Source organism: Aeromonas sp. EU05-FHT14A05 (genome assembly GCF_058791175.1).
In genome coordinates this window covers 1-14,559 of sequence record NZ_JBYTDH010000026.1, presented here as the reverse complement: position 1 = coordinate 14,559, position 14,559 = coordinate 1, and the positions used below count along the sequence as shown (strand labels likewise).

The following is a 14,559-nucleotide window of genomic DNA, read 5'->3' as shown; positions in this document are numbered from 1 at the left end:
TATCCATGATGGAGGCCCTCAAGGTGATGGCTTGCTTCAAGGTTAGCCTTTCAACACATAACTGGGACAGCGCCTTTTTGATGGGCGTAGAGGTGGGATCTGGCCCGCAGCGGGCATAAAAAAACGGCCCCGAGGGGCCGTCTGCAAGGAGTGACGCGTCATCAGAGGATGAGACCGCCGAAGAAGAAGCCCAGCGCCACTGCCATGGCGATGGTGGCCACGCCCGGGATGAAGAAGGGGTGGTTGAATACCGCCTTGCCAATCCGGGTGGAGCCGGTGTCGTCCATCTCGACCGCCGCCAGCAGGGTCGGGTAGGTCGGCAGCACGAACAGGGCGCTCACGGCGGCGAAGGAGGCGATGGCCGCCAGCGGGCTGACGCCCAGGGCCAGCGCGGCCGGCATCAGTGCCTTGGTGGTGGCACCCTGGGAGTAGAGCAGCATGGAGGAGAAGAACAGCACCACGGCCAGCAGCCAGCTGTACTGGCTCAGCAGATCGCCGGCGAACGCCTGGATCTCGACCATGTTGCCCTTCACGAAGACGTTGCCGAGCCAGGCCACACCCAGCACGCAGATACAGGCCGACATACCGGACTTGAAGGTGGGCATGTTGGTGATCTGGGCGGCGTCCAGCTTGCAGAACAGCACCATCAGGGTGGCGGCGGAGAGCATGATGCCCATGATGGCGCCATCGCGGGGGATGGGCGGGCTGCTGATCAGGCCCACGTTGCCGGAGATGGCGGTGGCATAGGCCATGACGGCGACGATGGCGACAATGAAGATGCCGACGGAGAGCTTGGCGTAAGGCTTGAGTTCCACCTTGCTGGTGCCGCGCAGCTTGATCAGGCCCTTGGCCTTGCGCTCCAGATAGACTTCATCCTGCTCCAGCGGCTTGCCCAGCATGTTGGCCACGAAGGCCCCCAGCAGACAGGCGATGAAGCTGGACGGGATGCAGATGGCCAGCAGGGTCAGGTAGTCGACGCCGAGGGGCTCCAGCATGCCGGAGAAGGCAACCACGGCCGCCGAGATGGGGGAGGCGGTGATGGCGATCTGGGAGGCGACGACCGCGATGGAGAGCGGACGGGACGGGCGAATGCCCTGCTCCTTGGCCACTTCGGCGATCACCGGCAGGGTGGAGAAGGCGGTGTGACCTGTCCCGGCCAGCATGGTCATCAGGTAGGTGACGACAGGGGCGGCGAAGGTGATGTGCTTGGGATTCTTGCGCAGTGCCTTCTCGGCCAGGTGCACCAGGTAGTCCATCCCGCCGGCGAGCTGCATGCAGGCGATGGCGCAGATGACGGACGCGATGATCATGATCACGTCCCAGGGCAGGTAGGTCACCAGCTGATCGCTCGGGATGGGCATGCCCAGACCCCAGGTCAGCACCAGCACCCCCAGACCACCGGCAAAGCCGATGCCGATGCTGCCTATCCGGGCCCCCAGATAGATAGCGGCGAGCACCACAAGTAACTCGATTCCAATCATAGCGAACACTCCATTTTTCAGTTTTTTTAGGTTTTATTAGGCAGAAAGCCAATTCCCGACGGGACTAGCAGGAGGCCGCTCGGGAACTGACTCTATGGGGCCGGGATATACCCGGCCCAGGATTCCGTTTATACGGTGGCTTCGCGGGTGTAACGCTTGGCCTTGTATTGCGGATTCATCAGGTTCTCGATGGAGAGGATCTCGTCCAGCTGCTCGGCGGTCAGCAGGCCGCGCTCAAGCACGACTTCGCGGACGTTCTTGCCGGTCTGGGCACAGATCTTGCCGACGATGTCACCTTCGTGGTGACCGATGAAGGGGTTCAGGTAGGTCACGATGCCGATGGAGTTCAGCACGTGGTTCATGCAGATGTCCGGGTTGGCGGTGATGCCTTCCACGCACTTCTCGCGCAGGGAGATGCAGGCTTTTTCCATCAGGCTCAGGGATTCGAACATGGCCTGACCAATCACCGGCTCCATGACGTTCAGCTGCAGCTGACCGGCTTCGGCGGCGAAGGTGATGGTGACGTCGTTGCCGAATACCTTGAAGCAGGACTGGTTGACCACTTCCGGGATGACCGGGTTGACCTTGGCCGGCATGATGGAAGAGCCAGCCTGCATTTCCGGCAGGTTGATCTCTTTGAGCGCGGTACGGGGGCCCGAGGAGAGCAGACGCAGGTCGTTGCAGATCTTGGACATTTTCATGGCCAGACGCTTGATGGCGCCGTGCAGCATCACATAGGCGCCGCAGTCGGAGGTCGCTTCGATGAGATCCTCTGCCGGCACATAGGCACGACCGGTGATCTCGGCCAGACGCTTGATGGCCAGGGCGGAGTACTCGGGCGGGGTGTTCAGGCCGGTACCTATGGCGGTGGCGCCCAGGTTCACTTCCAGCAGCAGCTCCTGGCAACGCTTGATGGACTTGATCTCTTCGCGCAGGGTGACGGCGAAGGCATGGAACTCCTGACCCAGGGTCATGGGGACGGCGTCCTGCAGCTGGGTACGGCCCATCTTCAGAATGCTCTTGAACTCGGCAGCCTTGGCATCGAAGGCAGCGATCAGCGCTTCCAGGGCATACAGGGTGGTGTCTGTGCTGTTGACCACGGCCACGCGGAAACCTGTGGGGTAGGCGTCGTTGGTGGACTGGCACTTGTTGACGTGATCATTGGGGTTGATGACGTCGTAACGGCCCTTCTCCAGACCCATCAATTCGAGGGCGATGTTGGCCAGCACTTCGTTGGTGTTCATGTTGACGGAGGTACCGGCGCCGCCCTGATAGACATCGACCGGGAACTGGTCGAAGCATTTGCCGGTGTTCAGCATCAGGTCACAGGCTTCGATGATCTTGTCAGCGATCTCGGGACGTATGGTGCCCAGCTCACCGTTGGCCAGTGCGGCGGCCTTCTTGGTCAGCACCATGCCACGGACAAATTCGGGAACGTCAGAAATCTTCTGAGTGCTGATCTTGAAGTTCTCGACGGCGCGCAGGGTATGCACACCGTAATAGAGATCGTTGGAAACTTCTTTGGTGCCCAGCAGGTCTTCTTCAATGCGGACGTTCTTGATGTCGCTCATTGTAATGCCTCAGAAATCAGATAAATGGAAACGATCCTCACCGAGTGGTCGCGACTTCCTTACGCACATTTCATCCTGAAGCACCACACATCGGGTGGGGCAGTGGGGAGCCGATGGCTCCCTGTGCAATGACTGGGATAGATCTTACCTCAATTGAGGTATCTGATATTAGACTTGGATCACTAAATTTGAGGCAACCCCAAATATCTTGTGGTCATTAAACAGATATTGCAATTGAGCGATTAACTTTGACAGAACAATCACTTCAATCACAGTTGGGCGACCAAATATTTCTCCCGAATCCGGGTTGTCTGACGCCGCGGACTTGAAAAACCGGCATGGCTCCCCATTTTAGTGACAAGAGACCTGCGCGATGGCGAGCTGGCATGGGCCATACTCCGCTCACTGCGTGATGGCAGGTTCATTTATTCACCGCACTGAGGTTGCTATGGGCAAGTTGTTACTGTTGTTGGTTGGCCTGGTATTGCTGGAGCTCACCGTGATGATAGAGGTGGGCTCGGTGATAGGCGCCTTGCCGACCGTGGGCCTGCTGGTACTGACCGCGGTGCTGGGCTCTTCCCTGGTGCGCAGCGAGGGGATCAAGACCCTGTTCAGCGCCCAGCAGAAGATGCAGCAGGGCGAGATGCCGGGCCGCGAGGTGATGGGCGGCATGATGCTGGCGCTGGCCGGTCTGCTGCTGATCATTCCGGGATTCGTGACCGACTTCTTCGGCATCCTGCTGCTGCAGCCCTGGCTGCGCAACAGGCTGGCCGACAAGCTGGTGGGCAGCAGCCAGTTCAGGATGCAGATGGGGGGCTTCCAGGCACCGCAACCACCGTTCGGGGTGCGCCCTGGCGAGGGGCAGCCGGATCAGGCCAAGGGTGGCGGAACCACGATTGAAGGGGAATTTGAACGCAAAGAGTGAGTGAACGGAATCGGCCGCCATATCGGGGGTCTCGCCGTCAGGGGTGGACCTGATGGCAGAGTCCCTCAAACCTGCGGTGGGCATAGCCCCAGGCCAGCAGTCCCGCCGCCAGGTTTGCCAGCAATATCCCCAGATAGATCCCCTGCTCTCCCCCCAGCTTTGCCCCCAGCCAGGCCCCTGGCAGCAAGAAGACGAACAGCCTCATGCCGTTGAAGACGAATGATACCGTCGAGGCTCTGACCCCATTGAGGGCCGAGGCCAGCAACATCACCATGCCCTGAAAACCGTAGCCGATGGGCACCAGATGCAGATAGAGCACGATGAGGCGCACGACCTGCGGGTGATCGCTGAACAGGTTGGCGATGAGGGGGGCCAGCAGCCAGACCAGGCCGTAGATGGCGAGCTGGAACAGCAGGGCGAACCGCATGCAGAGCAGCAGGGCGGCCCTGGCCCTCGCCGGATTGCCCGCCCCGCAGTTCTGCGAGACGAAGGGGGCCAGCACGGAAGAGAGCGCCATCATCACGATCAGCAGCAGCGCCTCTACCCTGGAGGCGGCGCCGTAGGCTGCGACCACCTCGGTACCCAGGCCGGCGAAGATGACCATCAGCACGGCATTGGCCAGCGGGTTGAGCATATTGGTAAAGGATGCAGGCACGGCCACCTGCAGCAGGGCGCGCCAGTGGACCAGCAGCCGCGGGCGAGGGGAGAGGCGCCATGACAGCAGTTGCTCCCGCTGGCGCAGTATGTGCAGGCTGACCAGCATGGCCATCAGCCAGGAGAGGGAAGTGGCGATGGCGGCGCCGCGGATGCCCCACTCGGGGAAAGGACCGGGCCCGAAGATGAGCAGGGGATCCAGCACCCCGTTGACCAGGCCGGCCACCCCCATCACCAGGCTGGGGGTCTTGGTATCCCCCGTGGTCCGGATGGCGGCATTGCCGACCATGGGGATGACCAGCATGGGCACGGTCAGATACCAGATGAGCATGTAGTCGTGGATCAGCGAAATGAGCTCGGCACTGGCCCCCAGCAGGGTAAAGAGAGGCTCTATGGTCAGCGCCCCCAGCACGGCGAGCAGGGTCACCAGGATGACGGCGAGGAACAGGCAGTCGGTGGTGATGCGGGCGGCCTCGTCGTGACGGCCCTGGCCCAGGGCATGGCCGAGCAGGGCGCACAGTCCCGCTCCCAGCCCCATGGTGAGGGAGGTGACCACGAAGGTGACCGGGAAGGTGAAACTGATGGCGGCGAGCGCCTCCGTGCCCAGCATGCCGATAAAGAAGGTATCGACCAGGTTGAAGGCGAGGATGGCAACGATGCCGAGGATCATGGGCCCCGTCATGCGCAGCAGCACTGGCGTCATGGGGGCGGTCAGCATGGGGTTGGGTCGGCTCAAGGCAGGGTCTCTATGTGCTCTGGGCCGAAATGCTGGCCGCGTCCATCCGCCTTCCTGATTGGGGGTGGGTGATCCATCGAAGATACTCATAGTACGTGAAAATATTTTTTTTGTATTTGCCCTTGAAGGGCTACCCATATTGCCCCAGATCAGGGGCATAACAAATTTGGCCGACTGCGGCCATTCCTCAAGCAACACAGAGACTCATTTTGGGAGAGTTATCGATGAAAATTCGTCCACTGCACGACCGCGTCATCATCAAGCGCATCGAAGCTGAAGCCAAATCCGCTGGCGGCATCGTCTTGACTGGCACTGCGGCCCAGAAGTCCACCCGTGGTGAAGTTCTTGCCGTGGGGACTGGCCGAATTCTGGACAATGGCGATGTCAAAGCCCTCGCCGTCAAGGTGGGTGACAAGGTGATCTTCAACGAAGGCTACGGCGTGAAGACCGAGAAGCTGGATGGCCAGGACGTGCTGATCCTGTCCGAGACCGACATCCTGGCGATTGTCGAAGAGTAATCACCTCCCCCCTTTTTCCCGAATTGATTTAAGGACTGAAGAACATGGCAGCTAAAGAAGTTAAGTTTGGCAACGAAGCCCGCATCAAGATGCTGGAAGGCGTCAACATCCTGGCCGACGCCGTCAAGGTGACCCTGGGCCCGAAAGGCCGCAACGTGGTACTGGACAAGTCCTTCGGTGCCCCGACCATCACCAAGGATGGCGTCTCCGTTGCCCGCGAGATCGAGCTGGAAGACAAGTTCCAGAACATGGGCGCCCAGATGGTCAAGGAAGTCGCTTCCAAGGCCAACGACGCCGCCGGTGACGGTACCACCACTGCGACCGTACTGGCGCAAGCCATCGTCAACGAAGGCCTGAAGGCCGTCGCCGCCGGCATGAACCCCATGGATCTGAAGCGCGGTATCGACAAGGCCGTCGTGGCCGCCGTCGCCGAGCTGCAGGCTCTGTCCCAGCCCTGCGCCGACAACAACGCCATCGCCCAGGTCGGCACCATCTCCGCCAACTCCGACGAGAAAGTGGGTGCACTGATCGCCGAGGCCATGGACAAGGTCGGCCGTGACGGCGTGATCACGGTGGAAGACGGTCAGGGTCTGGAAGACGAGCTGGCCGTGGTAGAAGGCATGCAGTTCGACCGTGGCTACCTCTCCCCCTACTTCATCAACAAGCCGGAAACCGGCTCCGTCGAGCTGGATGACCCCTTCATCCTGCTGGTGGACAAGAAGATCTCCAACATCCGCGAAATGCTGCCGGTGCTGGAAGGCGTGGCCAAGGCGGGCAAACCGCTGATCATCGTGGCCGAAGACGTGGAAGGTGAAGCGCTGGCGACCCTGGTGGTCAACACCATGCGCGGCATCGTGAAGGTCGCCGCCGTCAAGGCACCTGGCTTCGGTGACCGTCGCAAGGCCATGCTGCAGGATATCGCCATACTGACTGGCGGTACCGTGATCTCCGAAGAAGTGGGCATGGAGCTGGAAAAAGCGACCCTGGAAGATCTGGGCCGTGCCAAGCGCATCGTCATCACCAAAGAGAACACCACCATCATCGATGGCGTGGGTGATGCCGCCCTGATCGAGAGCCGCGTGGCTCAGATCCGTCAGCAGATCGAAGATACCTCTTCCGATTACGACCGTGAGAAGCTGCAAGAGCGCGTGGCCAAGCTGGCCGGCGGTGTTGCCGTCATCAAGGTTGGCGCTGCCACCGAAGTCGAGATGAAAGAGAAGAAAGCCCGTGTTGACGATGCCCTGCACGCCACTCGCGCTGCCGTAGAAGAAGGCGTGGTTGCCGGTGGTGGTGTGGCGCTGGTGCGCGTGGCCGCCAAGCTGGCCTCCCTGCGTGGTGACAACGAAGACCAGAACGTGGGCATCAAGGTCGCCCTGCGTGCCATGGAAGCTCCGCTGCGTCAGATCGTCATCAACGCCGGCGAAGAAGCCTCCGTCATTGCCAACGCCGTGAAGAACGGTGAGGGTAACTTCGGCTACAACGCCTACACCGAACAGTACGGTGACATGCTGGCCATGGGCATCCTGGATCCGACCAAGGTGACCCGTTCTGCCCTGCAGTTCGCCTCTTCCATCGCCGGCCTGATGATCACCACAGAGTGCATGATCTCCGAGCTGCCGAAGAAAGATACCCCTGCCATGCCTGATATGGGTGGCATGGGTGGTATGGGTATGATGTAATTCCGTCATAGTCATCAAACGGCTCGCTTTTGCGGGCCGTTTTTTTTAGTGCTACTAAGCTGAAGCTGTTGATAGTGAAATGATCTGAGGTGAGCATGCGAACATTAGGTTTTATCCCGTTACTGTTTTCCCTTGTCGTTCCCACCATGGCATTGGCCGCTCCCGAGGGGCCGGTGATCCTCAAGGTGACGGGGAATCTGGATCCCGCCAACCCCGCTGATGGTGAGGTTGATTTCGACATGGCCATGATCCAGGCCCTGCCACAGCATGAGATAGTGACGAGCAATCCCTGGGTGGATAAACCGCACAAATATGTGGGACCCAGGCTGGCGGACGTGTTGACGGCGGTGAAGGCCAACGGCAAGAGCATCACGCTCACCGCCTTGAATAGTTTCCAGATCCGGATCAACTGGGATAAGGTCAGGCAATACGATCCCATCCTGGCCTGGCAGGATGATGGGGTGACCATGCGGGTACGTGACAAGGGGCCGCTCTGGTTTATTCTGCCGCTGGATCAGCATCCCGAACTCAAGCGATCCGAGTTCACCGACATGATGATCTGGCAACTGAGCGCAATCGATATTCAGCAGTAAAGACGGTGACTTGCGGGAGTACTGGGTGAAAACGAAGACCAGGGCTTGGCCCTTACTCGGCGTTCTTTATCTATCCATTCTGATATTCACGGGTAGCACGCTCTATTGCCTGGTGCAGATACAGAATGCGACCCGGGTGATGGAGAAGTACACCTATGACGTCTCCTGGGCCTTGATGCAGTTGCAGCTCGAGCTGGGGCGCTTTCTCAATGCCGTCGAGATTTACCACTACGGCGGCATCGACCATGAAACCCTGCTGCTGCGTTACGACATTCTCTGGAGCCGGACGCCGATCCTGCTGAGCGGCCAGCTGCGCAAGAGCCTGTCGGACAATCCGAAGACGCTGCGGCTGGTCCAGCTGACCGAGAGCAATATCCGCAAGCTGGAGCCGGAGCTGACCAGGCTGAAGCCGGGGATGTCGGACTACCAGCAGATCATGATGACCCTTGCGCCCTTGCAGGAGCCGCTCTCCTACTCCCTCGCCTCCATGATGCAGAAGAACATCAACGTCTATTCGGGCAATGACAAGCGCTTCGGCCAGCTGCGCGATGCGCTGTTGTTCATGGTGTTAGGCCTGGTGATCTCGGTGATCCTGCTCAGCGGCCTGTTGGTGCGTGAAGCCCGGCGCCATTTCAGAACGGCCCGGGTTGATCCGCTGACCGGCCTGGCCAACAGGCTGGCCTTGCTGGAGAAGATGGAGTCCTATGTCAGCCGTGATACTCCCTTTGGTCTGGTACTGATCGACATCAACGACTTTCGGGACATCAACAGCAAGTTCGGCTACAGCACAGGGGACATACTGCTGCAGGAGCTGGCGAAGCGGCTGCGTGCCCTGTGTGAAAACGGCGAGTGGGTGGCGCGTCTCGGGGGCGATCAACTCGCCATGCTGCAACGGGACAGCAGCGACCTGCGCCAGGTCAGGGAGCTGGTGGCGAGGGTGCTCCACGCCATCAAGCAAGACATCATCATCGACAGCTACCCCTTCCGGCTGGAGGTGGGCATAGGCATCGCCTTCTTCCCCACGGACAGCAACCAGACCCAGGAGCTGCTGAGCCGGGCGGAGCAGGCACTGTTCCACAGCCGCAAGACCCATGTGCCTTATGTCATCTATGACAGCTCCCTGCTCAACGAAACCGCCAGGCGCAAGCACCTCGCCTCCGACATGGTGATGGCCCTTGAACACAATGCCCTGGAGCTCTATTACCAACCCATAGTCAACCTGGAGAGCGGTCGCTGCGAGGCGGTGGAGGCGCTGCTGAGGTGGCGTCATCCCGAGCTTGGCTTCATCCCGCCCAACGAGGTGATCCAGGTGGCGGAAGAGTTCCAGCTTGCCGAGAAGCTGGGGAGCTGGGTGCTGAACACGGCGTGCGAGCAGCTCCACCAGTGGCAGCACCTGGGCTTGGTCGATCTGCAGATGTGCGTCAACATCTCCCCTGGCATGTATCAACGCAACCTGTTGAAGCTGGTGGCCAAGGCGTTGATGGAACACCATATTCCCGCATCCTGCCTGGTACTGGAGGTGACGGAAGACACCACAATGCGCGAGGTGAAGAACTCGCTGCAGCTGATGCAGGATCTCAGTCAGCAGGGTATTCATCTGGCGCTTGATGACTTCGGAACCGGTTACTCCTCTCTCAGCTATCTGCAGAAGCTGCCGGTGAGCAAGGTGAAGATAGACAGATCCTTCATCCAGGGCATAGACACTTCCATAGAGGCGGCCGAGCTGGTGGCCAACATCTGCCGTATGGGCTCCATGCTGGGCAAGAAGCTGGTGTGTGAAGGCATCGAGACCCAGGGGCAGCTCGACGTGCTGCGCTCATTGACCGACATCCATCTCTACGGACAAGGCTATCTGTTCAGCCGCCCGGAGCAGGCGTCCAAGGCCTATCAGACCCTGCTGGAGATGGAGGAGCGCTGGCTGGCACGGCGTGCACCGGACAAGGCATACCTGCTCTGAACGATATGGCTCATGTCTCGCGGGCCCCGGCCGATAGTCTCTTGGCAGGAGGTACACAATGGATATTTCTAGCTCTGCAAATGCGTCGTTTGGTTCTGCTCTGATGGTGGCCAGCCTGGCCAAGAAGCAGCAGACCCAGGAGGGCGAATCGGCTTTGAAACTGCTGGCAACGGCAGCTCAGTCCGCTCCGGCGGCGCCGACATCGGCCAGCGCTTCCCTCGGAAGCAGGATCGATATTCGCGTCTGACCTGAACGAAAAAGCCCCTATCTTTCGATGGGGGCTTTCTTTTTTATGGGGTTTTATCTGACGGCTTCACTGCTCGGTACAATGCTCAGACCGGGAAGGGGGCCGGGGCCTCGAAGGTCATCCGTTCGCCGCTGCGGGGGTGGCTGATGGTCAGCATGGCCGCATGCAGGTAGAGATGAGGGGCTGCCGCCAGCGCATCCGGATGGGCATAGAGGTTGTCACCCAGAATGGGGTGCCCCAGCTCCAGCATGTGGACGCGCAGCTGGTGCGAGCGACCCGTGATGGGGGTCAGCTTGATCAGGCTGTTGCCGTTCTCCACCTTCAGTTTCTCCCACAGGGTCAGAGCGTGGCGCCCCTCCTCAAAGTCCACCTTCTGTTTCGGCCGGTTGGGCCAGTCGACGCAGAGCGGCAGGTCGACCTGACCCGAGTCCGCCTCCGGCTCGCCCCACACCCAGGCGAGGTAGTGCTTCTCGGTCTCCCGCTCGCGAAATTGCCGGCTCAGCTCCCGATGGGAATTGGGATTGAGGGGTATGACAATGACGCCCGTGGTGGACATGTCGAGGCGATGGGCTGCCGCCGCCTTGGGGTGCTGCTGTTTCACCCGATGCAGGACGCTGTCTTCATTCTCGGGGCCGCGCCCGGGGACGCTCAGCAGGCCAGTGGGCTTGTTGACCACCATGATGTCCTTGTCCTTGAACAGGATATCGAGCCAGGGTTCCAGAGGCGGTGAGTATTCAAACATAAATGTCTCGCATCAGAAGGTGGGGGCAAGCCCCCATCAGTTATGGGTAACCACAATCATAAAGGGCATGGGATCCCGCGTGAGCCGAAGCCGTTCATGCCACTTCACTGCCTTGTCAGTTTTGGTTGACCACGACAAAGCGGCCTTGGGTATCCAGTTTGAGCTGGGTCTGGCCGCTGTCGATCGGTACCTTGTCAGTTATGGGTGACCACGATAAAGCGGATTGCGTCCAGCTTGAGTTGGGTCTGATCGATCAGGTGGTGCAATTCTGCCTGCAGATTGCGCAGATAATCCAGTTCGCTGTCGCGCACGTTCGGGTTGACCGCCTTGAGCGCCTCCAGACGATCCAGATCCTGTTGCAGGGTTTGCGCCATCTGGGCACGGGCCTTGTCGACAATCCCGGCTTTCAGCTCTTCGGCAATGGCCTGGCCCTTGCCAATCAGACCGTGGATCACAGGTTGGGACGCGGTGACCAGCTTGCTGCCGAGGTGGCGATTGACCGGGGTCAGCTGGCGGTTGAAGGCATCGAACGCCACTTTCTCGCCCAGATTCTGGCCGTTCTTGTCCATCAGCAGACGGATTGGCGTCGGCGGCATGAAGCGGTAGAGCTGGGGATGGGCCGCAGATTCGGCAACGAAGATCAGCTCAAGCAGGATGGAGCCGATGGGCAGCGCCTTGTTCTTGAGCAGTGCGACCGAGGTGGCACCGATCTCGGAGCCCAGGATCAGGTCGATGCCGCCGCGCATCATGGGGTGATCCCAGGAGAGCAGCGCCATGTCATCCCGCGACAGGGCGGTGTTGCGATCGAAGGTGATGGTCATGCCGTCTTGCGGCAAGCCCGGGAAGCTGGAGACCAGCATGTGATCCCCCGGGGTCAGCACCAGCGCGTTCTCGCCTCTGTCATCCTGATTGACGCCGATCTCGTCGAACATCTTGAGGGCGAAGGAGATCATGCCGGTGTCGTCATCTTCGGCGGCCAGCTTGTCGACCAGCTGCTGGGCGGCGGCGCCACCGCTGGAGTGGATCTCCAGCAGGCGATCGCGGCCCTGCTCCAGTCGAGACTTGAGCGGTTCGTGCAGCTCGCGGGTCTTGACCAGCAGGGCGTCCAGCGGGCCTTGCTCGCCGCTGTTGGCGGCCAGCAGCTCGAACAGCTCGTCACGCACAGCTTCGAATACCGGGCGGGCAGTCGGGCAGGTCTGCTCGAACGCATCCAGGCCATCGTGATACCAGAGCTGCAGGGCGCGCTGGGCAGTCCCTTCCAGATAGGGCACGTGGATCTCGACGGTATTCTGCTGACCGATACGATCCAGTCGGCCGATACGCTGTTCCAGCAGATCCGGGTTGAGGGGCAGATCGAACAGCACCAGATGGCTGGCAAACTGGAAGTTGCGACCCTCTGAACCGATCTCGGAGCAGAGCAGCACCTGGGCGCCACCCTCTTGCTGGGCGAAATAGGCGGAGGCCTTGTCCCGCTCGAGGATCGACATCCCTTCGTGGAACACGGCACCACGGATCCCTTCACGGGTACGCAGCGCCTCTTCCAGCGCGATGGCGGTTGCCGCTTCGGAGCAGATCACCAGCACCTTCTGCTGACGGGCTGAGAGCAGCAGCTCCAGCAACCACTCGACGCGCGGGTCGAACTGGGTCCAGGTGGCGTTGTCGCCTTCGAATTGCTGGAAGATCTTCTCGGGATAGAGGTAGCGCAGGGCGCGGGTCTGCAGATCACCGCCGTTGCCACCCATCATGCCCATCACCTTGATGGCAGTCTTGTACTGCTCCGGCAGCGGCATGGGGTAGACGTTGAGGTGACGCTCGGGGAAGCCCTGGATATTGGCGCGGCTGTTACGGAACAGCACCCGACCGGTGCCGTGCTGATCCAGCAGCTTGGCGACCGCCTGCTGGCGGGCAGCTGCATCGCTCAAGTCCAGCCCTTCCAGCTGGCTGGCGAGGATCTGTCTGGCTTCATCGCTCAGGGTCTCGCCATCCAGCAGCTCTTGCGCGGCGCTGGCGACCTGACCATAGGCCTGCTCCTCGGCGAGGAAGGCGTCATAGTCGTAGAAACGCTCCGGGTCGAGCAGACGCAGACGGGCAAAGTGGCTCTGGTGGCCCAGCTGATCCGGGGTGGCGGTCAGCAGCAGCACGCCCGGCACCTGTTCGGCCAGCGCTTCCACCATTTCGTAGGCGCGGCTCGGCGCCTCTTCGCTCCACTCCAGGTGGTGCGCCTCGTCGACAACCAGCAGATCCCACTCGGCTTCCAGCACCTGTTCGAAGCGACGACGCTTCTTGCGCAGGAAGTCGAGGCTGCAGATCACCAGCTGTTCGGTCTCGAAGGGGTTCTCAGCATCGGCGAATGCCTCGATGCAGCGCTCCTCGTCAAACAGGGAGAAGTGCAGGTTGAAGCGGCGCAGCATCTCGACCAGCCACTGGTGCTGGAGAGTCTCGGGCAGCAGGATCAGCACCCGATGGGCGCGGCCGGAGAGCAGCTGCTGATGGATGATCATGCCCGCTTCGATGGTCTTGCCCAGGCCCACTTCGTCCGCCAGCAGTACGCGCGGGGCGTAGCGATGACCCACTTCATGGGCGATATAGAGCTGGTGCGGGATCAGGCTGACCCGGCCACCGGCCAGACCGCGAGTCGGGTTACGGCGGCGCTGGTGCTGGTTGATCAGCGCTTCGTAGCGCAGGGTGAAGCGGGACATCCGGTCGATCTGGCCGGCGAACAGGCGATCCTGCGGCTTGTTGAACTTGATAAAGTTGTTGAGAAACACTTCCTTGAGGGCAACGGGCTCATCATTGTCGGTGCGCACACCCACATATATAAGCAGGCCGTCTTTCTCCTGCACTTCTTCGACCGTCATGGTCCAGTCTTCGTGACTGGCAATCTGATCGCCCACATTGAAGCTGACCCGGGTGACCGGCGCCTCTTCTTTGGCATACATGCGGTTTTCACCGGTAGCCGGAAACAACAGGGTAACCATGCGTCCTTCAACAGCAACGACAGTCCCCAACCCCAGATCCGTCTCTGTATCACTAATCCAACGCTGGCCAAGTGCAAAAGGCATTAAACTCTCCAAAGCCCAAGAGTGTGAGAATCGCAAAGGGGCGCTATGTTACCCGAAGGCCGGATCCCGATCACCATGGTTATGGCGTTCGGGAAAGGCAATTCGATACAACCTTGATCTACCGACACCCTTGACCCCGCAAGGGGTAGAAAGTGCCTGCATACGGAACCCTGATTGAGCATTTAAACATCATCCTGGTTGATTGGTGAGCGGTTGAGCCGGAAATGCGAATTTTATGCGAAATCGCCCTTGCCAATCCGAGCTGGCTCCCTATAATGCGCCACATCGACAGGGCAAGCGGCAACGCAAACAACCCGGTCGATAACCTCGAAAAGCCTTTGAAAATAAGGCTTGACTCGAGAGGGCGGTTGAGTAGAATTCCACTCCCGCAGCA

11 protein-coding genes are annotated in these 14,559 nt (G+C 60.4%); 6 read left to right on the top strand and 5 right to left on the bottom strand.

Annotated features, from left to right (window positions below):
* Nucleotides 1-161: 161 nt before the first annotated feature.
* Nucleotides 162-1,481 carry an anaerobic C4-dicarboxylate transporter gene (locus AC3WR3_RS20755; RefSeq protein WP_202047385.1) on the bottom strand — a complete coding sequence of 440 codons (1,320 nt, stop codon included), beginning with the start codon at nt 1,479-1,481 and terminating at the stop codon, nt 162-164.
* Nucleotides 1,482-1,609: 128 nt separating this feature from the next.
* Nucleotides 1,610-3,052, bottom strand: coding sequence for an aspartate ammonia-lyase (gene aspA, locus AC3WR3_RS20750; RefSeq protein WP_202047384.1), 1,443 nt, complete (start codon nt 3,050-3,052; stop codon nt 1,610-1,612).
* 448 nt (nt 3,053-3,500) lie between these two features.
* Between aspA and AC3WR3_RS20745 the strand changes: the two genes are divergently transcribed.
* Nucleotides 3,501-3,977 (top strand): FxsA family protein, encoded by a 477-nt coding sequence (locus AC3WR3_RS20745; RefSeq protein ID WP_429162208.1) that lies wholly within the window; start codon nt 3,501-3,503, stop codon nt 3,975-3,977.
* 37 nt (nt 3,978-4,014) lie between these two features.
* On the opposite strand, the gene AC3WR3_RS20740 is transcribed toward AC3WR3_RS20745, so the two are convergent.
* Nucleotides 4,015-5,349, bottom strand: a complete 1,335-nt coding sequence (locus AC3WR3_RS20740; protein ID WP_492293317.1) for an MATE family efflux transporter — start codon at nt 5,347-5,349, stop codon at nt 4,015-4,017.
* Nucleotides 5,350-5,591: 242 nt separating this feature from the next.
* On the opposite strand from AC3WR3_RS20740, the gene AC3WR3_RS20735 reads away from it, so the two are divergent.
* From AC3WR3_RS20735 to AC3WR3_RS20715, 5 genes are all read left to right on the top strand, one after another.
* Nucleotides 5,592-5,885, top strand: coding sequence for a co-chaperone GroES (locus tag AC3WR3_RS20735; protein ID WP_005309514.1), 294 nt, complete (start codon nt 5,592-5,594; stop codon nt 5,883-5,885).
* A gap of 44 nt (nt 5,886-5,929) precedes the next feature.
* A complete protein-coding gene (gene groL / locus AC3WR3_RS20730) occupies nt 5,930-7,564 on the top strand; it encodes a chaperonin GroEL (RefSeq protein WP_025325745.1) in 1,635 nt (544 codons plus the stop codon).
* 95 nt (nt 7,565-7,659) lie between these two features.
* Complete coding sequence (locus AC3WR3_RS20725) at nt 7,660-8,157, top strand: putative pterin-binding protein (RefSeq protein WP_429110128.1); 498 nt, start codon at nt 7,660-7,662, stop codon at nt 8,155-8,157.
* A gap of 25 nt (nt 8,158-8,182) precedes the next feature.
* Entirely contained in the window at nt 8,183-10,114 is a 1,932-nt protein-coding gene (locus AC3WR3_RS20720; RefSeq protein ID WP_492293313.1) for a putative bifunctional diguanylate cyclase/phosphodiesterase, read from the top strand.
* Nucleotides 10,115-10,172: 58 nt separating this feature from the next.
* Nucleotides 10,173-10,361, top strand: a complete 189-nt coding sequence (locus AC3WR3_RS20715) for a hypothetical protein (protein ID WP_106884960.1) — start codon at nt 10,173-10,175, stop codon at nt 10,359-10,361.
* Nucleotides 10,362-10,446: 85 nt separating this feature from the next.
* Here AC3WR3_RS20715 and rluA read toward each other — a convergent pair whose 3' ends face one another.
* Complete coding sequence (rluA, locus tag AC3WR3_RS20710; RefSeq protein ID WP_139436753.1) at nt 10,447-11,103, bottom strand: bifunctional tRNA pseudouridine(32) synthase/23S rRNA pseudouridine(746) synthase RluA; 657 nt, start codon at nt 11,101-11,103, stop codon at nt 10,447-10,449.
* A 194-nt stretch (nt 11,104-11,297) separates the two neighbouring features.
* Nucleotides 11,298-14,165 carry an RNA polymerase-associated protein RapA gene (gene rapA / locus AC3WR3_RS20705; RefSeq protein ID WP_492293310.1) on the bottom strand — a complete coding sequence of 956 codons (2,868 nt, stop codon included), beginning with the start codon at nt 14,163-14,165 and terminating at the stop codon, nt 11,298-11,300.
* Between the last annotated feature and the right edge of the window lie 394 nt (nt 14,166-14,559).

Coding starts and splice junctions, on each gene's coding strand:
- AC3WR3_RS20755 (WP_202047385.1), bottom strand. CDS start 1,481: ATGATTGGAATCGAGTTACTTGTGGTGCTCGCCGCTATCTATCTGGGG.
- aspA (WP_202047384.1), bottom strand. CDS start 3,052: ATGAGCGACATCAAGAACGTCCGCATTGAAGAAGACCTGCTGGGCACC.
- AC3WR3_RS20745 (WP_429162208.1), top strand. CDS start 3,501: ATGGGCAAGTTGTTACTGTTGTTGGTTGGCCTGGTATTGCTGGAGCTC.
- AC3WR3_RS20740 (WP_492293317.1), bottom strand. CDS start 5,349: ATGCTGACCGCCCCCATGACGCCAGTGCTGCTGCGCATGACGGGGCCC.
- AC3WR3_RS20735 (WP_005309514.1), top strand. CDS start 5,592: ATGAAAATTCGTCCACTGCACGACCGCGTCATCATCAAGCGCATCGAA.
- groL (WP_025325745.1), top strand. CDS start 5,930: ATGGCAGCTAAAGAAGTTAAGTTTGGCAACGAAGCCCGCATCAAGATG.
- AC3WR3_RS20725 (WP_429110128.1), top strand. CDS start 7,660: ATGCGAACATTAGGTTTTATCCCGTTACTGTTTTCCCTTGTCGTTCCC.
- AC3WR3_RS20715 (WP_106884960.1), top strand. CDS start 10,173: ATGGATATTTCTAGCTCTGCAAATGCGTCGTTTGGTTCTGCTCTGATG.
- rluA (WP_139436753.1), bottom strand. CDS start 11,103: ATGTTTGAATACTCACCGCCTCTGGAACCCTGGCTCGATATCCTGTTC.
- rapA (WP_492293310.1), bottom strand. CDS start 14,165: ATGCCTTTTGCACTTGGCCAGCGTTGGATTAGTGATACAGAGACGGAT.